The organism is Chimaeribacter coloradensis, from assembly GCF_002858715.1.
Classification (GTDB): Bacteria; Pseudomonadota; Gammaproteobacteria; order Enterobacterales; family Enterobacteriaceae; genus Chimaeribacter; species Chimaeribacter coloradensis.
In genome coordinates, this window is record NZ_PJZH01000002.1 from 157,158 (window position 1) to 178,918 (window position 21,761).

Here is a 21,761-nt window from a genome sequence, read left to right on the forward strand (position 1 = left end):
GATATTAGCCCCGCTAATTTTAGATATAGGCTACACCCGGCCCGTATACCCCCACACTAAATAGGCGAATGGTGTCAGGCCCTTGTAAAAGAGAGTAATTATCAATTCAGAGAAATTCTTTCGCTTTGTGCAGCAGTGACGCTTTGGTAATTACGCCTAATAAGTGGCGATTATCGGCATTGTCCAGAACCGGCAGCCGTTCCAGCGGGGAAGAGGACAAGACCTCCCACGCCTGCTCATAGGGCGCATCCTGATAGACGGTGGCGAACTCCGTGGTGATAAACGGCGTAATGGCCGCCCCGGCAGCGAGCTGCCCATTGATAATCCCGGATGCCAGATCGTTGGTGGCAACCACCCCGAGGAAGCGCCCCTCCCCGTTCACCACATACACAAAGCGCGTCCGCTGTTTCAGCCCTTCCTGCATCGCTTCCGCTGCGGTGGCGCGGTCAGTGACGTAGGAGCAGTTGCGTATAATCAGCGGCGCGATGGTACCGGTCTCAAACTCATTTTTCGCCACAAAGCGCGCCTGGTGCCGGTTCAGCACCGGGTAGGTCCCTGCCGCCTTAAACGTGCTGGCGACCACATAAGAGATGGCGGTGGCCAGCATCAGCGGGAACAGCAGCGAACTGTTCAGCGTCATCTCAAAGGCCATCATGATTGACATCAGCGGCGCATGGCTGGTGGCGGCCAGCATGGCGCTCATGCCGAGGGCGGCATACAGCCCCACCGGGCCGGGGTCCAGCCCCATCGCCTGCAGACAGGTACAGACCAGTGCACCGGCGGCCGCGCCCACCAATAAAGAGGGGGTAAACAGCCCGCCCACCGCGCCGGAGCCGACGGTCAGCGCCGTGGCCAGCACCTTCAGCAGCAACAACACAACTAAAGAGGTGTGCAGGTCGCCGTTGTTCAGCAGCAGGTCAATCACCTCAAACCCGTTCCCCAGCACCAGCGGCGAGACCATCGCCACCAGGCCTACCAGCACCCCGCCCAGCCCCAGCCGCCACGCCGGGTGCGTAATAGGGCTGAAGGCGCGCCGTGCCAGGGCGATCGCCTGCAGAAACAGCGGCCCGGCGATGCCGGCCGCAATGCCGATCAGCAGCACCGTGGCCAGCGCCCCGGCCCCCGGCGTAAAGGTGGCGTCGGCATAAAGGTAGAGCGGCGCGTCCCCGCTGATGGAGCGTACTGTCAACACCGCCACCGCCGCCGAGATAAACAGCGGGATCAGCCGCTGCACTGCCGTGACGCCAAAGGCGATCTCCGCGACAAACAGCGCCCCGGCCAGCGGCGCATGGTAGACGGCGGCCAGCCCCCCGGCAGCGGCCATGGCGATAATGTCGCCGCGCCGCACGGTGGGCAGGCGTGCGCCCTGCGCCAGCAGGCTGCCGCTCAGGGCGGAGAGCTGCACCATCGCCCCTTCGCGGCCGATGGAGCCGCCGCTGGCAATACTTGCCAGGGACGACAGCCCGCGCAACAGGGTGCTGCCCGGCGGAATGCCCGGCAGCCGTTTGTCGATCACGTCCAGGTAGTCCGGCGCCGCGCCCCGGCGCGCCTCCACCCGCTGCGCCTGCCACAGCAGTACCCCGGCCACCACCCCGCCGGTGCCGGTAATCAGCGGCCAGACCCAGCGCGGGTACGCCAGAAAAGCGCGGGTGATATCGGTACCATTGGTAAACAGCATACCGTCGATGGCGGCGATAGCCTCACGGAACAGAACAGTTACCAGTGCCGCGACAACCCCGGCCGGGATCGCCAGCGCCAGATTGACCACATCACCCTTCTTCCACGAATCAAAGACTTTAGCTGTCATAGATGCCCGTCGGATTTAGGATTTTTAGTAGGTTTCGTCCGGCATAATGCCATAAAAAACAGCAGGAATGTGTATCGCAATCCGGCGTTGTATAACTTTCGGATTTGGGGAAGACGGGCTTGCGCGGGCATGTCCGGCCCCTTTGTATCCGCTCAGATACACACATTCACTGTTTTTGGTGTGACCAGCCGGACGGCTATGTCACACAGCGCCCTTACAGGGTAATGCGATTATTCCGGAAGTAAAATAGCTGACCGCAGTTCAAAACAGACTCACGTCTTGCCCGAAACTTAAAGGGTAAATTCCATGCAACTTCACTTAAGACGGGATGAAATAGTGGTGAAATGAGAGATTTCATTTTGGAATTTCACCTGTTCACCTCTGCTTTATGCTGAAAAAAGCCCTATAAAAAACAGGTGATTGCGGAAAGGCGGCGTGGGCTGTCAGCCCACGCGCGTGTCAGAAGCCCATCAGGGGGGAAGATCAGAAGGTGGGAAACGTCGGGGGTGCCGCGTTGGCGGTCAGCGGCGGGGCCACGGTCAGGGTGATCCAGTTCGAGGTGACGCGCTGCTGCTTCTCATCCTGTAACGTCACGGAGAGGCGGTAGCTGTTGGTCGCCCCGGGGGTGTTGTCCCAGGCGGGCATAATGAGGCTCCAGCCGTGCGGGTCATCATTGTCTGCCGGGGGCGTCAGGCTCAGCGCCTGGGTATCGCCCTGCCAGCTCAGCCCGGTGATGCGATAGTCCGCGCGGATCTGCAGTTTCAGCGGCAGGGTTTCGCCGGGATGCAGCGTCCAGGGCGGCGTGGCGAGGAACACACTCAGGGTTTTGCGCTGCTCGAACTCCAGCACCGGCGTGCTGTTACGCTCTACCGCATCAAACCGGCTGCCGCGCAGCGAGTGCGCCTCGTCCACATAGGCCGGTGAGAGCTGCTGTTTCAGCGGCACGCCCAGCCGGTAGTTCAGCGACAGCCCGACCTGATCCTGATTTTCACCGCTTTCGCCCTCTTTATGGGAGGCGGTCAGGGTCACCAGCGGCACCGGCGTGTAGTTCACGCCCACGGAGACCGCCACCGGGTTGGACTGCCGCGCGCCGTCGCCCAGCAGATCCACATTGTCGCCGAGGTACTGCTCATAGCTCAGGGAGGCCCCAAGCTGGCGGTAGAACGGCAGGTAGCCTTTGGTGGTGATGTCATAGCCGCGCGCCATGCCGCGGAACTCGGTGGCGCTGTCCGCCACGGCCACCATGCTGGAGAGCGGGTGGTAGTAGTTGGCCGAGAGGTGCAGGTAATCCGTCCAGGCCTCGGCCCCGACGCTGGCGCGCATCTGGTCCTGCTCGAAATCGCGGTCCAGGAAGGCGTTGTAGCCGAACAGCCAGCGGCCTCTGGCCCAGCGCTGCCCGACTCCGATATTGCCCAGCGTGAGGTCGGGCTGGTCGATCACCCCGACCTGGCTGTAGGTAAGCCGGTCGCCGCTCTCATTCAGCGGGCTGAAGAGCTGGCTGTTGGTGCCGGTAAAGCGGCCGTCGCTGACCGTCAGGCCGATATTGGCGGTGCCGAGGGGCGACAGCATACTCTGCGCATCTTTCTGCACCAGCTTGGCCGCCTGCGTCAGCGCCAGGTTACCCGCCTGCTCGCCCAGCGACTGGTTGCTGCTGTCGCTGTACTGCTCGCCGAAGGTTTTGGCCAGCGTGGCCAGCTGTTTTTCGGTGTAGCGCGGCGTGGAGGCTGCGCTGCCCAGCTCCGGCAGGTTGCTCTCCATCGAGGTGGCCGGCAGGGTATTAAAAGGTGAGTTGCTCTCCCCGGCCGGGGCCGTCTCATCGGCATGGGCAGCGGGCTGCTGGGACGTTACCGTCAGCGCAGCGGCGCTTCCGGCATAAGTCAGGAGCAACAGGGCCAGGTAACGGCCAGAGAGGGGGGCAGGCAGGAAATTCATTGCAGTCTTCATCATCAACACGCTAAGTATCCTACCGTAAGTGAGCAAAAAAACAACTATTGCTGTGACAGTCATCACAGTTCTTTACAGGGGGCTGTTGTGTCAAAAAGTGTCAATTTTCAGTCAAGATGTGTATAAATAACGCAATTAAAACAATTAATTAACAATTCCCTTAACATTTGTTAAGAATTTTTTAATTTCAACCCTGCCTGTTCTGTGGCTACTCTCAGGGGGCGCGTCGCCGGGTGCCCTGCTCCCTGCGGCCTGCTTTTTGCCTTTTTGCGTCTGCCTCCGCCCCGCCTCTCTACCCCCGGCATGACGCCTGCGCCCGCACACTTGCTGTGCTTATAAAAGGGAACCTTGATGAGCAAGAAAACCTTGCCCGGCGTCACGCGCCGGCAACTCCTCACCTTTACTGCTGCCTCCGCCGGGCTGGCGGCCGCCCGGGTCGCCGGGGCCGTGACCTTACAGGACACGCCTGCCTGGTCGCCGTTTGATGACAGCCCCCCGCCCACCATTGACACCCAGGGCTGGGCCTTTTTCACCGATGACGAAGCCGCCACTGTGGAAGCGATAGCCGACCGCCTGATCCCGGCCGATGCCCTGAGCATCGGCGGCAAAGAGGCGGGCTGCGCGGTATTTATCGACCGCCAGCTGGCAGGCTTCTACGGCACCTTTGCCCGCCTCTACATGCAGGGGCCGTTCCAGCCGGGCACGCCGGAACAGGGCGACCAGTCGCCGCTGGTGCCGCAGCAGCGCTACCGCCTCGGGCTGGCGGCGCTGGACGCCCACTGCCGGGCGCAGCACCAGAAGCCGTTCCGCGCGCTGGAGGCCGCCCAACAGGATGCCGTGCTGCACGATCTGGAGGGCGGGAAAATCACCCTCGACGGCATCGACGCCACGCTGTTTTTCACTACGGTGCTGCAAAACACCATGGAGGGCTTCTTTGCCGACCCGATCTACGGCGGCAACCGCGACATGGTGTCGTGGAAGATGCTCGGCTTCCCCGGCGCGCGTTACGACTACCGCGATTACGTCAGCAAACATAATCAGAAGCTGGATCTGGTGCCGTTGAGCATTCAGGGCAGTGCCGCATGGAAAATAAAAAGCTAAGGGACAGGTGAGTATGGCAAAGAAATTACCCAGGACAGATGTGGTAGTGATCGGGCTTGGCTGGGCGGGGGCCATTATCGCCAATGAGCTGGTGGACGAAGGGCTGAACGTGGTGGGCATTGAACGCGGCCCGTGGCGTGACACCGCCCGCGACTTTAACGTCGCCACCGTGCCCGATGAGCTGCGTTACGTCTCACGTCAGGAGCTGATGCTGCGCACCGCGCAGAACACCATCACCATCCGCAACAACCCCTCCCAGACGGCGCTGCCGATGCGCAGCTGGGGCTCTTTCCACCCCGGCAACGGCACCGGCGGGGCCGGTAACCACTGGGCGGGCATCACCTTCCGCTTCCAGCCGCACGAGTTCCGCCTGCGCAGCCACCTGCTGGAGCGTTACGGCGCAGACGCGATGCCGCCGGAGCTGACGTTACAGGACTGGGGCACCGACTGGGCGGAGATGGAGCCGCACTACGCCGCGTTTGAGCGGCTGGCGGGGATCTCCGGCAAGGCTGCCAATGTGAACGGCGAGCACCACGAGGGCGGCAACCCGTTCGAGGGGATGCGCTCCACCGAATACCCGACGCCGCCGATGGCGCAGCCCTACGCGCCGACGCTGTTTGCCGGGGCGGCACGCAACCTCGGCTACAAACCCTTCCCGGTGCCTTCCGCCCTGCTCTCGCAGGCTTACACCAACCCGCTCGGCGTCACTATGGGGCCATGCACCTTCTGCGGCTTCTGCACCAACTTCGGCTGCGCCAACTACTCCAAAGCCAGCGCCATCACCACCGTGTTGCCGGCGCTGATCCGCAAAGAGGGGTTTGAGGCGCGCACCAGCTGCGAAGTGCTGGAAGTGCTGACCGACAGCAGCGGCGGCCGCGCCACCGGCGTGCGCTATATCGACTCCTCCGGCGACGAGTGGGAGCAACCGGCCGATCTGGTGATTGTCAGCGCCTTCACCTTTGAGAATGTGCGCCTGATGCTGCTGTCGCGCATCGGCACGCCGTATGACCCGGTGACCCGCCAGGGCACCACCGGCCGCAACTACGCCTACCAGACCGCCAACAGCGTGCAGATGTTTTTCAATGACAAAAACTTCAACACCTTTATCGGAGCCGGGGCGGTCGGCATGGGGATCGACGAGTACAACAACGACAACTTCGACCACAGCGGCCTCGGCTTCTTCGGCGGCGGCAGCATCCGCGTCACGCCGATTGGCGCGGCACCGATCAACTCGCGCCCGGTGCCGCCCGGCACGCCGAAATGGGGCAGCGCCTGGAAGAAAGCCACGGTGGAGAACTACCTCAGCACCATGTCGATCGGCTGCGAGGCGAGCAGCTATGCCACCCGCACCAACTACCTCTCCCTCGACCCGACCTACAAAGACCGGCTGGGGCGGCCGCTGCTGCGCGTCACCTTCGACTTCCCGGCCAACGATCTGAAGATGGCGCAATACTGCACCGGCAAGGTGGCGGAGATCGCCCGCAGCATGAACCCACGCCAGCTGGTCGAACAGCCGATGCACGGCCACTGGAACGGCACGCCTTACCAGTCCTCACACGTGGTGGGCGGCTTTGTGATGGGCGCAGACCCAACCACCAGCTCGGTAAACAAACATCTGCAGGTGTGGGGCGTCCCGAACCTGTTTGTGGTCGGTGCCTCGGCCTTCCCGCAGAACCCCGGCTATAACCCCACCGGCACCGTGGGCGCGCTGGCCTTCAAGGCGGCACACGCCATCCGCCACTACTACCTGAAAAAACCCGGGGAGATGATCACCGCATGAAAACCTTACTCTCCCTCTGCACCGGCCTCAGCCTGCTGGGTGCCGGGGCATGCCACGCCGCCGGTGACGGCTCCTTTGAAACCGTGGAAAAAGGGCGCTACCTGGCGGTGCTGGGTGACTGCGCCGCCTGCCACACCGCCAAAGCTGACCAGCCCTACGCCGGGGGCGTGCCGATCGAGACGCCGTTCGGGCGGCTGGTGGGGGCCAACATCACGCCGGATCGCGAGACCGGCATCGGCACCTGGACGTTCGAGGAGTTTGACCGCGCCATGTCGGAGGGCATCGGCAAGGGCGGCGTCCACCTCTACGGCGCGATGCCGTTTACCGCCTTTACCCGCGTCACGCGTGACGACAACCGGGCGCTCTGGGCCTACCTCCAGACGCTGCAACCGATCCACAGTGAGGTAGAAACCAACCAGCTCCCCTTCCCGTTTAACCAGCGCGCCAGCCTGATTGGCTGGAACTGGCTGAATTTCGACAAGGGCGAATACCGCCCGCGGCTGGATAAATCGGCGGAGTGGAACCGCGGGGCCTATATCGTCGAGGGGCTGGGGCACTGCGGCACCTGCCACACGCCGAAGAACCTGATCGGCGGCGATAAAACTGACCGGGCATTGCAGGGCGCGGTGGTGCAGGAGTGGATGGCACCGGACATCACCCCCGACCCGCGCACCGGCATCGGCCGCTGGACGGAGCAGGAGCTGATGGACTACCTGAAAACCGGAGCCAACCGTTATGACATCGCCTCCGGGCCGATGGCCGAAGAAGTGGATCACTCGTCGCGCCACTGGACAGAGGCAGACCTGAAAGCGGTGGCGGTCTACCTGAAACAGAGCGGGCTGAAGAGCAGCCGGGAGAAGGCCCCCGCGCCGCTGAAACCGGACGACGCGCGCATGGTGGCGGGCCGGGCGATCTACGCAGATCGCTGCTCCGCCTGCCACACGCCGGACGGCCAGGGCATCCCCGGCCTCTTCCCGCGGCTGGCGGATGCGCCGCTGGTCAACAGCGACAACGCCACCTCGATGATCCGCGTGGTGCTGGCCGGGTCACGCGCCGGGGCGACCGGCGCGGCACCGACCGCGCCGTCGATGCCGTCGTTTGACCGCTACCTCAGCGATCAGGACATCGCCAACGTGCTGACCTACGTGCGTAACAGCTGGAACAACGCTGCCGCGCCGGTCGGGCCGGATGATGTCAAAGACCTGCGCGAACCGCTGCGCCGGTAACCCTGCCGCCGCGGCCCCGGCCGCGGCGTTTTCCGGTGCCCGCCTTTTCCGTCCCCCGCTTCCCGCCAATCTCGCCTATGCTTTTGATGCGTACCTGATTTTTTTCCCAGCCCTGATGTAAGGAGAGACTATGCCTGTGATGTTCCGGCGCGGCCTGCTGGCCGGGTTGTTTGTGGCGGCGGTGGCCGCTGTGCCTGCGGTAGCAGCCCCCTTTGCCCTGACCTCCCCGGATTTTGATGATAACCGGCTGCTGGCGAAGAAATTTGCCGGTGCGATGCAGGGCAACGCCGCCTGCACCGGTGAAAATCTCTCCCCCACGCTGCGCTGGCGCAACGTGCCGCCCGGCACCAAAAGCCTGGTGCTGCTGGTGTTTGACCCGGAAGGCCGCAAAGGGCTGGGGGTGAGCCACCTAGTGGCTTATAACATCCCGCCGACCGCCACCGGCTTTGCGCAGGGCGACCTGTCGCAGGGCAAAGGGTTCACCGGCGGCAAAAACAGCCCTGGCACGCAGATGTGGCACGGCCCCTGCCCGCCGCCCGGCTCCGGTTACCACCACTACACCTTCACCCTGATCGCCACCGATCTCCCGCCCGACGCCCTGCCCGCCGGGCTGACGCGCGAAGCGCTGCTGGAAAAACTCGAAGGCCACGCCATCTCGGCCGCCGGGCTTATCGGCCGTTTCGGGCAGTAAACTACGCCACCGGCAGCGCTTGCTGCCGGCTCATTTCTGTGCTGTCAGCGCGGTAAAACTGCACCACCTCGCCGATGATCAGCAGGCTGGGGGCGGCCGGTTTTTCACGGGCGACGGTGTCAGCCAGCGTCGCCAGCGTACAGGGGAAAACCTGCTGGTCGGCGCGGGTGCCGCGGGCGATCACCGCCGCAGGCATCGAGGCCGCCATGCCGTGGGCGATAAGCTGTTGGCTCAGCGCGGCGCAGTGGGTCAGCCCCATGTAGAACACCAGTGTCTGGCCGTCGGCCACCAGCGCGGGCCAGTCGAGATCCGGCTCGCCGTTCCGGCTATGGCCGGTCACCAGCCGCACCGACTGGGCGCAGGCGCGGTGGGTCAGCGGGATGCCGGTTGCGGCGGCGCAGCCCAGCGCGGCGGTGATGCCGGGCACCACCCGGCAGGGCAGCCCCGCCTGCTGCAACGCCTGCTGCTCCTCGCCGCCGCGGCCGAACACAAAGGGGTCGCCGCCCTTGAGCCGCACCACCCGCTGCCCGGCCTGCGCCAGTGCCACCAGCAGGGCGTTGATCTCCGGCTGCGGCAGGGTGTGGTGGTGCGGCGTTTTGCCGACGTCGATCTTCAGCGCCCCCGGCGGCACCAGCGCCATGATCTCGTCCGAGACCAGCCGGTCATACACCACCACCTCCGCCTGTTGCAGCACCCGCACCGCTTTCAGCGTCAGCAGCTCCACATCCCCCGGCCCGGCCCCTACCAGCCACACCTCACCCGCCTCTGCCCGGCTGCGGCACACCGCGCCCAACAGGGCGGCCATACGGGCCGCGTTATCGGTCATCTTTGCATAGCTCATGGTCAGGCTCCTACGCGGGCTGTTGCGCCGCAGAGTGGATCAGTTTTTTCAGCTCCGGGCGGCAGGAGCCGCACTGGGTGCCGCATTTCAGCGCTGTGCCCAGCGCCTCAACGGAATCACAGCCGCCCGCCACCGCCCGCTGGATCTCCAGCTCGCCGATGCCGAAACAGCTGCAGATAAGGGTGCCGCGCGCCACCTGTTCCCCGGCGGCGCGCCCGGCCAGCAGCGCCCGCCGGGCAGCGGCATCCGGCGGTGGTGAGGTGAAGGCAGCGACAATCGCTTCGCGATCGAGCACCGGCACCCGCTGCGGGTGCAGGTAGAGCGCCGCCTGCAATGCGCCGTCGCGCCAGCCGAGCAGGTGGTGCGCCGCGCCCATCATCGCCTGCTGGATGAGCAGCCCGCCGCCGCACAGGCGTTGCAGCCAGGCCTCCGCCTCCGCCAGCGGGGTGCGGTCAGCCAGGATAAAGTCACTGACGCCCGGCTGAGTCACGCGGCTCCAGTAACCCACCGCGGGCGGTGCGGCCTCTGTGCCGCGCAGAAACAGCTCGCCCTGCCAGGCGGCGGGCCAGCGCGCGACGCGCACCGGCGTCTGTTTGCTCTGCGGCTGGCCGGAAACCGGGTCGACCCGCGCCTCCACCAGCGCATTGACCCGCGCCTGCGCGCTGAACTGCGCATTCCAGTGCATCGGCACAAACACCGTGCCGCACGGCTGGCCGGGGTCAGCTTTCGCCCGCGCCAGCAGCCAGCCGCGCGGCGAGGTGACGCAGACGATGTCGCCCTCCGCCATCTCCCCCATATCCGCCGGGTGGAGCACGCAGACCGGCTCCGGCGTGTGGCGCATCAGCGCGGCGGCTTTGCCGGTGCGGGTCATGGTGTGCCACTGGTCGCGGATACGCCCGCTGTTCATGGTCAGCGGGTAGCCTGCCGCCTCTGGCAAGACCGGCGGGTTAACCGCCAGCAGCCGCGCTTTGTTGTCCGGGTGCCAGAAGGCGCGTTCACTGCGCGGCACCGCGGGCAGCGGCCAGCGCTGCGGGGTGAGCTGTTGATACTGCTCTTGCGTCAGCGTCGCCAGCGCGCTGATGTCAAAGGCGCGTTGGCCGTGGTTCTCAAAACCGGAGAGCGCCGCATGTTCGCAGAAAATCTGATGCGGGTGGGCGTAATCAAAGGCCGCGCCAACGCCGAGCCGCTGCGCCACCTGGCTGATGATCCACCAGTCGCCGCGCGCCTCGCCCGGCGGCGGCAGAAACGCCCGCTGGCGGGAGATCATGCGTTCGGAGTTGGTCACGGTGCCCTCTTTCTCGCCCCAGGCCAGCGCCGGTAAGCGGATGTGCGCCAGCGCGGCGGTGTCGGTCTCCTGCATCACCTCGGAGACGATCACCAGCGGGCAGCGCGCCAGCGCCTGCCGCGCCCGGTCGGCATCCGGCAGGGAGACCAGCGGGTTGGTGCCCATGATCCAGAGGGCCTTGATGCGGCCGTCGGCCAGCGCGTCAAACAGGTCGGTGGCGTTCAGCCCCGGCGCGGGCGTGACGTTGTCACTGCCCCAGAAACGGCCGACGCGATCCACCTCCTCCGCGCTGAAACCCATGTGCGCCGCCAGCTGGTTCGCCAGCCCGCCGACTTCGCGCCCGCCCATCGCATTCGGCTGGCCGGTCAGGGAGAACGGCCCGTTGCCCGGCGTGTTGATGCGCCCGGTGGCGAGGTGCAGGTTGGTGATGGCATTGACCTGATCGGTGCCCGCCGAGGACTGGTTAATCCCCATCGAGAACAGCGTCATCATGCGCGGTGCCTGCGCCACCTGGTGGAAAAACGCCGTCAGGGTATCGCGGTCAATCCCGGTCTCTGCGCTGACCCGCGCCGGGTCCCAGCCCGCCGCCGCGGCCAGCGCCGCCTCTGCGCCGGTGGTGTGCTGCTGCAAAAACGCCTGATCCAGCGCGTTCTGCTGGTGCAGCCAGTGCAGCAGGCCGTTGAACAGCGCGATGTCGCTGCCCGGCCGCAGCGCCAGGTGGAGGTCAGCCAGATCGGCGCTGGCGGTGGCGCGCGGGTCAATCAGCACCACCTGCATCTGCGGCCGCTGCCGTTTCGCCTCAGCCAGCCGCTGGTAGAGCACCGGGTGCGCCCAGGCAGCGTTGGAGCCCACCAGCAGCACCAGATCGGTCTGCTCCAGGTCGCGGTAGCGGCACGGCACCCAGTCCGCCCCCAGCGCCCGCTTGTAGCCGGCCACCGCCGAGGCCATGCAGAGGCGCGAGTTGGTGTCCATGTTGCCCGCGCCGATAAAGCCCTTCATCAGTTTGTTGGCGACGTAGTAATCCTCGGTGAGCAACTGGCCGGAGCCGTAGAACGCCACCGACTGCGGCCCATGCTCGCGGATTGCCTGTTGCAGCCCGTCGGCCACCGCGTCCAGCGCCTTTTCCCAGCTGACGCGCGCTGCGCCCAGCACCGGGTGCAGCAGCCGCCCGCTGAGATCCAGCGTCTCGCCGAGGCGGCTGCCCTTGATGCAGAGCCGCCCGAGGTTGGCCGGGTGCTGCGGGTCGCCGCTGAGGGTCACGGCGTCGCCCTGCATCTCCGCACGCACGCCGCAGCCGACGCCGCAATAGGGGCAGGTCGTATGGGTGATAGTGGGGTTGGCGGCCGTCATGATACCGCCTCCGGCACCGCGTCGGTCACCGGCTGGCGGCAGACCCAGATGCGCCCTTTTTCCACCCGCACCGGCCAGCAGAGCAGGCGCTCGCCCGGTTTGTCGAGGCTCTGGCCGTCCCGCAGGCGGAAACGCTGCTTATAAAGCGGGGAGATCACCACCGGCTCGCCGTTCACGTCGCCGGTGAGGCCGCGCGCCAGCACATTGGCGTGGCTGCCCGGTTCGCGGTTCTCCAGGGCGAAGACCTTCTCCGGGGTCTGCGGCAGGTGGAACAACGCAATCTGTTGGTCGCCGAGCCGCGCCGCCAGCCCGCTCTCCGCCGGGATCGCCGCCAGCGCGCCGATCTCCTCCCACCCGTCGCCCACCGGCGCGTGGCGTTCAGGCGGCGGCAGGTCGGCCGGGCGCGGCTGGCCGCGCTCCAGCACCTGCACCACCGCCTCGTCCGGCCGGTCACTGTTGAGGAACGGGCGGAACAGCGCCTGCTGCGCCGGGGAGGCGAGCGTGGTCTGCCATTCACACTGGTAGCTCGCGACAATCGCCTGCATCTCCTGCTCCAGCGCCGCGCCGAGGCCGAGGGAGTCGTTCAGCACCACGTCGCGCAGCATCTCCAGCCCGCCCTCCAGGTTGTCGCGCCAGACGCTGGTGCGCTGCAGCCGGTCGGCGGTGCGGATGTAGAACATTAAAAAGCGGTCGATGGTGCGGATCAGCGTCTCGCGGTCGAGGTCAGCTGCCAGCAGCTCGGCGTGGCGCGGCTTCATGCCGCCGTTGCCGCAGACGTAGAGGTTCCAGCCCTTGTCGGTGGCGATCACCCCGACATCTTTGCTCTGCGCCTCGGCGCATTCGCGGGTACAGCCGGAGACCGCCATCTTGATTTTGTGCGGCGAGCGCAGCCCCTTGTAGCGGTGCTCCAGTTCAATCGCCAGGCCGGTGGAGTCCTGCACGCCGTAGCGGCACCAGGTGGAGCCGACGCAGGATTTCACCGTGCGCAGGGATTTGCCGTAAGCGTGGCCGGTCTCAAACCCGGCGTCCACCAGCCGCTGCCAGATCGCGGGCAACTGCTCCAGCCGCGCGCCAAACAGGTCAACGCGCTGGCCGCCGGTGATTTTGGTGTAGAGGTTGAACGCTTTGGCCACCGCACCGATTGCCAGCAGGCCGTCCGGGGTGATCTCCCCGGCCGGGATGCGCGGCACCACCGAGTAAGTGCCGTCTTTCTGGATGTTGGCGAAGTAGCGGTCGTTGGTGTCCTGCAACGGGCGGTGCGCCGGTTCCAGCAGATAGTCATTCCAGCAGGAGGCGAGCAGCGAGCCCACCAGCGGCTTGCAGATCTCACAGCCGTGGCCGCGGCCATGCTGCGCCAGCAGTTGGTGGAAGGTACGGATGTTGCCCGCGCGGATCAGCAGGTAAAGTTCCTGGCGGGAATACGCAAAATGCTCGCAGACGTCGCGCTTCACCTCCACGCCCTGCGCAGCCAGCCCGGTTTCCATCACCTGTTTTACCAGCGCCGCGCAGCCGCCGCAGCCGGTGGCCGCTTTGGTGCAGGACTTGATGCCTGCCATGTCGGTGCAGCCGTTCCCCACTGCCGCCAGAATCGCCCCTTTGCTGACGTTATGGCAGGAGCAGACCTGCGCACTGTCGGGCAGCGCAGCGACGCCAGGCGCCGGGGCGGCACCGGCGGCAGCCGGAAGGATCAGGCCCGCGGGCTGGGCGGGCAGCGGCAGGTCGTTCAGCATCATCTGGTGCAGCGTCGGGTAGTCGCTGCTGTCCCCCACCAGCACCGCGCCGAGCAGCCGTTTGCCGTCCCCGGAGACCACGATCTTCTTATAAACCTCAGACGGGCCATCTTCCCAGCGGTAGCTCTGGCTGCCGGGGGTGCTGCCGTGGGCGTCACCGAGCGAGGCCACCTCCACGCCGAGCAGCTTGAGTTTGGTGCTCATGTCCGCGCCGGTAAAGGCCGCCTCCTCGCCCGCCAGCGTGGCGGCCAGCGTGCGTGCCATCTGGTAGCCGGGGGCCACCAGCCCGAAGATGCGGCCCTCCCATAAAGCGCACTCGCCGATGGCGAACACCGCCGGGTCGGAGGTGCGGCACTGGTTGTCGATCACAATGCCGCCACGCGGGCCAACGGCGATGTCGCTCTCCCGCGCCAGCGCGTCACGCGGGCGGATACCGGCGGAGAACAGCACCAGATCGCTCTCCAGCGTGCTGCCGTCAGCGAAGGTCAGGCAGTGGCGCGCGCCGCTGCCGTCGGTGATGCTTTTGGTCTCATGGCTGGTGTGTACCGTCACGCCGAGGGCGTCGATTTTGCGGCGCAGCATCGCGGCCCCGCCGTCATCGAGCTGCACCGCCATCAGGCGCGGCGCGAACTCCACTACGTGGGTCTCCAGCCCGAGCTGTTTCAGGGCGTGTGCCGCTTCCAGCCCCAGCAGGCCGCCGCCAATCACCACGCCGCGCGCGGCCCCGGCTGCGCTGGCGGCAATCGCCTCCAGGTCGCTCAGGGTGCGGTAGACCAGACAGTGCGCACGGTCGGCACCGGGGATCGGCGGCACAAAAGGGGCGGAGCCGGTGGCCAGCACCAGCTGGTCATAGGGGGTTTCGCGGCCGAGGCTGTCCACGGCGCAGCGGCGCGTGCGGTCAATCGCCGTCAGCGTGCAGCCGAGGCGCAGCTCGATGCCGTGGCGCTCGAAAAAGCCGTCGGTGACCAGGCTCAGGGAGCCTGCCGTGCGGCCGCCGAAGAATTCAGAGAGGTGGACGCGGTCGTAGGCCGCCACCGGCTCTTCGGCGCAGACGATGATCTGGTAGCGCCGGTGCAGGTTGCGCTCCACCAGCTGTTCCAGAAAGTAGTGGCCGACCATGCCGTGGCCAGCCACCAGCAGAACCGGGCGGACGCCGGGGAAAAGTGCATCGTTCATCGTGGTGCTCCTCTGGGGCGCGGCCGCTGCCGCCCCCGGTTGTTCAGAATGTGGGCCGAGCAGCAGGTCATCGCTGACCGGTTGCCCCAGCAGGTGGCTGTAGGCGGCGGCATCACTGGTGTCGCCGTAAAAGATCACGCCGCGCAAACGGCCGTCACGCAGCAGCAGGCGGCGGTAGTGGCCGGCCAGCGGGTCAAAGGTATGGTGGACCTCATCGTGCGGGGCGGCCTGCACCTCCCCGGCGGAGAACGCGGCGATGCCGGTGACTTTCAGCCGGGTCGGCAGCAGCGACGGCTGCCACGCCGCCCCGGCCTGCCCGGCCAGCCGTTGCGCCAGCACCTCTGCCTGGCCGCGGCACGGGGCGACCAGCCCGGCGGTGAAGCGGCCGACCTGCGCGCACTCGCCCACCGCCGAGATCGCCGGGTCGGCGGTCGAAAGCCCGCCATCCACCAGGATGCCGCGGTCGCACGCCAGCCCGGCCGCCGCAGCCAGCGCCGTTTCCGGCCGGGTGCCGATGCAGGCCACCGCCAGCACCGCAGGCCGCCGCGCGCCGCTGCTCAGCGTTACCGCCTCCAGCGCGCTGTTGCCGTGGAACGCCGCCACTTCGCAGCCGGTGAGGATATGCAGGCCACGCTGCTCAAGATCCGCCCTCAGCAGTTGCCCGGCGCGTTCATCAAGCTGGCGCTCCATCAGCCCGGCGTGACGGTGTAACAACGTTACCGCCATCCCGCGCTGCGCCAGTGCGGTGGCCGCTTCAATCCCCAGAATGCCGCCGCCGATCACCAGCGCCGGGGCGCCGGGGCGGCAATGCGCCAGCATCCGGCCGACGTCCGCCAGGGTGCGGAAGCCGAGCACGCCGCTGAGATCCGCGCCCGGCACCGCAGGCAGCAGCGGCTGTGCACCGGTGGCCAGCACCAGCTGGTCATAGGGCAGGCAGCGTTGGCTGGTGTACAGCAGGCGGCGCGCCCGGTCGATGCGCAGCGCGGTTTCACCGTGATAAAAAGTGACGTTGTCACCATGAGACATGTCCGGCAGCAACGTCTCTTCCGGCCGCTGCTCGCCCGCCAGCACCGGGGAGAGCAGGATGCGGTTATAGCTGCCGTGCGGCTCCGCGCCGATGACGCTGACGGCAAAACGCCCCGGCGCTGTGCGGCACAGCGTCTCGACAAGGTGCCGTGCTGCCAGCCCGTTCCCGACCACCACCAGCCGTTGTGTCATCACCCTCTCCCCTTTCTCAGGCCGCGCTGGGCTGCTTGGCATACAGGAAATGCAGAATCTGCTGGCGGCAGTGGCTGTAAACCGGATCCTGCGCCAGCGCCACGCGGTTGCGCGGCCGATCCAGCGGCACCGGCAGGATCTGGCCGACATGGGCCGCCGGGCCGTTGGTCATCATCAGCACCCGGTCGGAGAGCAGCACCGCCTCATCCACGTCATGGGTGATCAGCACAATGGTGGTGTGCAGCCGCTGCTGGATCGCCATCACCGCATCCTGCAGGTGGGCGCGGGTCAGGGCGTCGAGCGCGCCGAACGGCTCATCCATCAGCAGCACTTTGGGTTTCATCGCCAGCGCGCGGGCGATGCCGATGCGCTGCTTCATGCCGCCGGAGATCTCCCCCGGCCGCTTGTCGCGGGCGTGGCTCATCTGCACCAGCGCCAGGTTGTGCTCGATCCAGTCGCGGCGCTCGCCCTTGCCCATCTCGCGGCGGAACACCTGATCCACCGCCAGCGCCACGTTGTCGTAGCAGGTGAGCCACGGCAGCAGCGAATGGTTCTGGAACACCACGCCGCGCTCCGGGCCGGGGCCGTCGATTTCGCGGTTATCGCACAGCAGCACCCCTTCGCTGGGGCGCGTCAGCCCGGCGATCAGGTTCAGCAGCGTTGACTTGCCGCAGCCGGAGTGGCCGATCAGGCTGACCGTCTCCCCGGCGGCAATGGTAAAGCTGACGTTGTCCAGCGCCAGGAAACTGCCCTGCGGCGTGGTGAAGCGCTGGCTGACGTTCTGTACGGCAATTAACGGATGGGCAGGCATGGTCGGCTCCTCAGCGGGCGTCATAGGTAAAGCGGCGGGCGATGGCCATCAGTGCCTGCTCCAGCAGCAGGCCGACCACCCCAATCACGCCGATGGCGATGATGATGTTTTCCACATTCAGGTTGTTCCACTCGTTCCAGATCCAGAAGCCGATGCCGACCCCGCCGGTGAGCATCTCGGCGGCGACAATCACCAGCCAGGCGATGCCGATGGAGAGGCGCACGCCGGTGAGCACATGGGGCAGCACCGCCGGGAACAGGATGCGGCGCATCACGGTAAATTCACTGAGCTTCAGCACCCGCGCCACGTTGAGGTAGTCCTGCGGGATGCGCATCACCCCTTCGGCGGTGTTGAGGATCATCGGCCAGATCGAGCAGATAAAGATCGTCCAGGTTGAGGCGGGTTCGGCGCGCTGGAACAGCAGCAGGCCGATCGGCAGCCAGGCCAGCGGGCTGACCGGGCGCAGCAGTGAGATCACCGGGTTGAGCATCCGCGCCAGGAAGGTGAAGCGGCCGATCAGGAACCCGGCCGGGATGCCCACCAGCGCCGCCAGCCCGAAACCGGTGGCGACGCGCTGGAGCGAGGCCAGCACATTCCAGCCGATGCCCTGATCGTTCGGCCCGGCGTTGTAGAACGGCTCGGCGAACACCACTTTCGCCGCCTCCCAGGTGGTGAGCGGCGTCGGGAAGCCGCGGCTGTTGAGCGCCGCCACCTGCCAGACCACCAGCAGCACGGCAAGGCCAAGCAAACCGGGGATCACCCGTTGCAGCAGCGGCCGCAGGCGGGGCGGCGTGAAGCGGCGGCGCACCGGCACCGTGTTCAGCGGGATAACGGTGGCCGGGGTCACCGGTGCCGTGGCGGGCTGGGTTTTCAGGTTAGTTTTCATCGGGAACCCCTATCGTTTGAGGAGGAAACTGTTGGCATAGGCTGACGGGTTGCTGCCGTCCCAGACGCTGCCGCCCATCAGGGTGCTGCGGCGCATCTCGCCGGCAGGCACGCTGACGTGGGCGGCAGCGGCGGCCTCGCGGTAGAGCGCGGCGCGGTTGATCTGCCGCGCCACGGCGGCGTAATCCGGCTCGGTTTTCGCCAACCCCCAGCGGCGGAACTGGGTCAGGAACCACATCCCGTCCGAGAGCCACGGGTAGTTCACTTCGCCGTCGCCAAAGAAGCGCATGGCGTGGGCGTCCTGCCACTGCTTGCCGAGGCCGTCCTGGTACTGGCCGAGCATCCGCCCTTCGATGCGGTCAAGGCGGGTGTTGAGGTAAGCGCGCCCGGCGAGGATGGCGGCGGTTTCCCGGCGGTTGGCGTCGGAGGCGTCGATCCAGCGCGCCGCCTCCAGCACTGCGGCGGTCAGGGCGCGGGCGCTGTTGGGGTGGGCGCTGACCCACTCATCGCGGCTGCCGAGCACTTTCTCCGGGTGATCCGGCCAGATCTGCTGGCTGGTGGCGGCGGTGAAGCCGAGGCGGTCGCTGATGGCGCGCTGGTTCCACGGCTCGCCGACGCAGAAGCCGCTCATGTTGCCGATGCGCAGGTTCATCACCATCTGCGGCGGCGGCACCACGACGGTGCGCACGTCGTTAAACGGGTGGATGCCCGCCTCCGCCAGCCAGTAGTAGAGCCACATGGCGTGGGTGCCGGTCGGGAAGGTGTGGGCAAAGGTGACGCTGCCCTTTTCGCTGCTGACGATGTGCTTTTTCAGCGCCGCCGCGTCGGTGATGCCCGCCTCCTGCAACTGGCTGGAGAGGGTGATCGCCTGGCCGTTCTGGTTCAGGGTCATCAGCACCGCCATCGGGTGGCGCGGCCCGGCAATGCCGAGCTGCAACCCGTAGAGCAGGCCGTAGAGCACGTGGGCGGCATCCAGCTCGCCGGAGACCAGCTTGTCCCGCACCCCGGCCCAGCCCGCCTCTTTGCTCGGGATCAGGTTGATGCCGTATTTCTTGTCGAACCCTTTTACCGAGGCGATCACCACCGGTGCGCAGTCGGTGAGCGGGATAAAGCCGACGCGGATGTCGCGCTGCTCCGGCGCGTCACTGCCCGCCGCCCAGGCGCGGTTCATCAGGCCGGGGATCAGCAGGCTGCTGCCGAGCGCGGCGCTGCCGAGTAAAAAACGGCGGCGCGACATCTGGCCGGGGCGGGAACTCTCTCGCGTCATGGTGCTTCCTTCTCAAGGGACAAAAACAAAAAAGGCGTCCGGTTAATGCACAACCTTCGCTGTGCAGTAACGGACGCCTTTATCCGGGATGCCTCGTGTTCGCCGCCGTTGGCGAATGGGACAGGGGAAATAATGCAAGGGGTATGCCAGAAACCAAAAACCCTAGTTTCAGGCAGTGTACGGGGGGCAGCGCGGTAAATTCCCTGTCAGGAAGCGGGCTATTGCCCCATCAGGCAGCAGGGGTTGCCCAATTAGCGGGCATCCTCCCCGCGCACGGCCAGCACCGTCTCCACCGCCAGCAGCGCGTGGGCGATCTCAATCAGCTTTTTGTTCTGCGCCATGGCGAGCGACCGCAGCGCCTTGTGCGCCTCCGGCTCGCTCAGGCCGCGGTGCTGCATCAGCAGCGCTTTGGCGCGCTCGATCTCCCGGCGCTCGCTGAGGCTGGCGCGCAGGGTAGTCAGTTCCGCCGAGAGCTGTTGCAGGTGCTGTGCCTGCTGCTGGATGACGTCGAGGATCGCCCGGCCCAGCGGCGCGCCGAGGGGGCCGGTGCTGTAGCGGGCCTCCTCGCCGCCCGGCGTGGTGGCGAGCAGCACGGTGTAGCCCGCCTCCTCTGCCGGGGCGAGGCTGAGCTGCTGGGCCGCCAGCGCCTGCTGCGCTCCGGCCAGCGCCGCCCGGCAGCAGGCGTTGAGCGCCGCCGCGGCGTGGTCTTCCACACCTCTTATGGCGTCAATGCGTGCGCTGGTGATGTCAAACCACGCCTGCACCGCATCGCCCTCCGGCGGCAACCGCCCGGCGCAGAGAATGCGCCGCAGCCGCTCAAACGCCGGGTTACCCTGCCCCGGCCCGGCGTGCCAGGCCGCCTGTAAGGCGGGGCCGGCAAAGGTCAGGAACGTCTGGGCGCAGCGCTCCTGGCCGTCGATCAGATCCAGCAGTTGCCGGTGCGCGTCGTCGTCCAGTGTGCCGGCGGCGAACCCGGCCGCGCCGATTGCCCGCTCCTGCCCCGCCAGCTCTTTGCCCTGCATGACGCTGAACAACACGATCAGCGCCCTGGAGATCGCCGGGTTGCCGCAGCCGTCTGCCGCCTCAAACACCACCCCCAGCAGCCGCGCGATGATGTCACTGTAGCGGCGCATGGAGGCGGCACGGTCGGCGGTGGGGCCGCGGTTCGCCTCCCGCAGGGCGGCCAGCTCTTCCAGCGCGTGCAGCGCCCCGGCTACGCGGTTGAACAGGCGGCTGAGGTTCCCGGCCTGCGGGTGCGCCCGGTCGAGCTGCGCCAGCGGGAGGTGCAGTGCCGCCAGCGCGGCGTCAGTGTCAGTGAGGGCGTGCGGCAGGCCGCGCGCCGGGGGGCTGGCCCGGTTGGAGAGCAGGATGTTGCTGAGGCCGCGTTCACGTTGCAGGCAATGCACCAGTGCGCTGACCGCGGTCACCAGTTCGCCGGTGTGCAACAGCTGCTGCAAACCGGCGATTTCGCTCTGTCGGGAGGCGAGGATAAAATCCTGCGCCCGCAACCGGGCCGGGGGGTGGCCCACGGGGGAAGTGCTCATCGCCATGCCTCTTTCCGGGGGAAAGAGGCTCTGTTGCAAAAAGCGTACCGGATCAGATCTGGTAGTCGTCCACGGTTTCCAGCTGGGCGGCGAACACCTTCTCTTTGATCTCCGTCAGGGAGAGCGCCGGGTTGCAGAGCTGGATAAACTGCCAGGCGAAGTTGCGCTGCAACTGGCTGCGCTTCAGGCCGAGCCACACGGTGTTGGCCTCGAACAGGTGCTCGGCGTTCAGGTAGACCAGCCCCGGGTCGCGCCGGTCTTCGGACATGTCCGCCACCAGCCCGACGCCCAGCCCCAGCTCGACATAGGTTTTGATCACGTCGGAGTCCTGCGCGCTGAGGGTGATGTCCGGCGTCAGCCCGGCCTGCTGGAAGGCGGTGTCGATCTTGCCGCGGCCGGTGATGCCGTGGCGGTAGGTGATCAGCGGCAGCGTGCTCAGCTGCTCCAGCGTCACCGGCGCCGGTTGCGCCGCCAGCGGGTGCCCGGCAGGGACGACGACCGCATGGTGCCAGCGGAAATAGGGAAACGCCGCCACGGCGTCGTCGCTCATCAGCCGTTCGCTGGCGATGCCGATGTCCGCCTCGCCGCTGTGCAGCATGGCAACGATCTCCTCGGGGCTGGCCTGGTTCAGGGTCAGGCGCACGCGCGGGTAGAGGGCGCGGAACTCCTTGATGACGCGCGGCAGGCTGTAGCGCGCCTGGGTATGGGTGGTGGCGATGTGCAGCTCGCCGTTGTCGTTGTTGCTGAAGACGTCCGCCAGGCGGCGGATGTTGCCGGCATCGTTGAGGATGCGCTCGGCCACCACCAGCAGCTCTTTGCCCGGCTCCGTCATCCCTAACAGGCGTTTGCCGCGCCGGATGAAAATCTCAATCCCCAGCTCCTCTTCCAGCTCGCGGATGTGGCGCGACACGCCCGACTGCGAGGTGTAGAGCGCGTTGGCGACGTCTGTGAGGTTAAAGCGGCAGCGGGCCGACTCACGGATAATTTTCAGCTGCTGAAAGTTCATCGGCTTATCTCCTTATATCTCATTCAGATAGCTTTATAGATACGGGGGAAAAGCGCGAATGCAAAAGAAGAAAATGGCCGGGCTTATGCTTTTCAGCAC

Annotated in this window: 14 protein-coding genes; 4 read left to right on the forward strand and 10 right to left on the reverse strand. The window is 66.6% G+C overall.

What is annotated here, in order from left to right:
- Positions 1 to 106: 106 nt before the first annotated feature.
- On the reverse strand, positions 107 to 1,807 hold the full coding sequence (locus CYR32_RS03055; RefSeq protein ID WP_101822476.1) for a chloride channel protein: 1,701 nt from the start codon (positions 1,805 to 1,807) through the stop codon (positions 107 to 109).
- Between the two features lie 483 nt (positions 1,808 to 2,290).
- Positions 2,291 to 3,739, reverse strand: a complete 1,449-nt coding sequence (locus CYR32_RS03060) for a YchO/YchP family invasin (protein ID WP_101822479.1) — start codon at positions 3,737 to 3,739, stop codon at positions 2,291 to 2,293.
- 363 nt (positions 3,740 to 4,102) lie between these two features.
- On the opposite strand from CYR32_RS03060, the gene CYR32_RS03065 reads away from it, so the two are divergent.
- The 4 genes from CYR32_RS03065 to CYR32_RS03080 all read left to right on the forward strand — a co-directional run bounded on the left by CYR32_RS03065 (position 4,103) and on the right by CYR32_RS03080 (position 8,549).
- Positions 4,103 to 4,852: a gluconate 2-dehydrogenase subunit 3 family protein gene (locus tag CYR32_RS03065; protein ID WP_101822481.1), complete on the forward strand. Its 750-nt coding sequence runs from the start codon at positions 4,103 to 4,105 to the stop codon at positions 4,850 to 4,852.
- A 13-nt stretch (positions 4,853 to 4,865) separates the two neighbouring features.
- Complete coding sequence (locus tag CYR32_RS03070) at positions 4,866 to 6,632, forward strand: GMC family oxidoreductase (protein ID WP_101822483.1); 1,767 nt, start codon at positions 4,866 to 4,868, stop codon at positions 6,630 to 6,632.
- Positions 6,629 to 7,858 (forward strand): cytochrome c, encoded by a 1,230-nt coding sequence (locus CYR32_RS03075; protein WP_101822485.1) that lies wholly within the window; start codon positions 6,629 to 6,631, stop codon positions 7,856 to 7,858. Before CYR32_RS03070 ends, CYR32_RS03075 begins: the two co-directional genes overlap by 4 nt.
- Positions 7,859 to 7,997: 139 nt before the next feature.
- Complete coding sequence (locus tag CYR32_RS03080; protein ID WP_101822961.1) at positions 7,998 to 8,549, forward strand: YbhB/YbcL family Raf kinase inhibitor-like protein; 552 nt, start codon at positions 7,998 to 8,000, stop codon at positions 8,547 to 8,549.
- A 1-nt stretch (position 8,550) separates the two neighbouring features.
- On the opposite strand, the gene cobA is transcribed toward CYR32_RS03080, so the two are convergent.
- The 8 genes from cobA to cbl all read right to left on the reverse strand — a co-directional run bounded on the left by cobA (position 8,551) and on the right by cbl (position 21,662).
- On the reverse strand, positions 8,551 to 9,354 hold the full coding sequence (gene cobA / locus CYR32_RS03085; protein ID WP_101822963.1) for a uroporphyrinogen-III C-methyltransferase: 804 nt from the start codon (positions 9,352 to 9,354) through the stop codon (positions 8,551 to 8,553).
- Between the two features lie 46 nt (positions 9,355 to 9,400).
- Positions 9,401 to 12,025: a nitrate reductase gene (locus CYR32_RS03090; RefSeq protein ID WP_101822487.1), complete on the reverse strand. Its 2,625-nt coding sequence runs from the start codon at positions 12,023 to 12,025 to the stop codon at positions 9,401 to 9,403.
- Positions 12,022 to 16,149: a nitrite reductase large subunit NirB gene (gene nirB, locus CYR32_RS03095; RefSeq protein WP_101822489.1), complete on the reverse strand. Its 4,128-nt coding sequence runs from the start codon at positions 16,147 to 16,149 to the stop codon at positions 12,022 to 12,024. Before nirB ends, CYR32_RS03090 begins: the two co-directional genes overlap by 4 nt.
- Positions 16,150 to 16,165: 16 nt before the next feature.
- On the reverse strand, positions 16,166 to 16,960 hold the full coding sequence (locus CYR32_RS03100) for an ABC transporter ATP-binding protein (RefSeq protein WP_101822965.1): 795 nt from the start codon (positions 16,958 to 16,960) through the stop codon (positions 16,166 to 16,168).
- A 10-nt stretch (positions 16,961 to 16,970) separates the two neighbouring features.
- Entirely contained in the window at positions 16,971 to 17,846 is an 876-nt protein-coding gene (gene ntrB / locus CYR32_RS03105; protein ID WP_101822491.1) for a nitrate ABC transporter permease, read from the reverse strand.
- A gap of 9 nt (positions 17,847 to 17,855) precedes the next feature.
- Positions 17,856 to 19,112, reverse strand: coding sequence for a CmpA/NrtA family ABC transporter substrate-binding protein (locus CYR32_RS03110; protein WP_101822493.1), 1,257 nt, complete (start codon positions 19,110 to 19,112; stop codon positions 17,856 to 17,858).
- Positions 19,113 to 19,363: 251 nt separating this feature from the next.
- Complete coding sequence (locus CYR32_RS03115) at positions 19,364 to 20,656, reverse strand: nitrate regulatory protein (protein ID WP_101822967.1); 1,293 nt, start codon at positions 20,654 to 20,656, stop codon at positions 19,364 to 19,366.
- Positions 20,657 to 20,708: 52 nt separating this feature from the next.
- A complete protein-coding gene (gene cbl, locus CYR32_RS03120) occupies positions 20,709 to 21,662 on the reverse strand; it encodes an HTH-type transcriptional regulator Cbl (RefSeq protein ID WP_101822495.1) in 954 nt (317 codons plus the stop codon).
- Positions 21,663 to 21,761 lie beyond the last annotated feature (99 nt).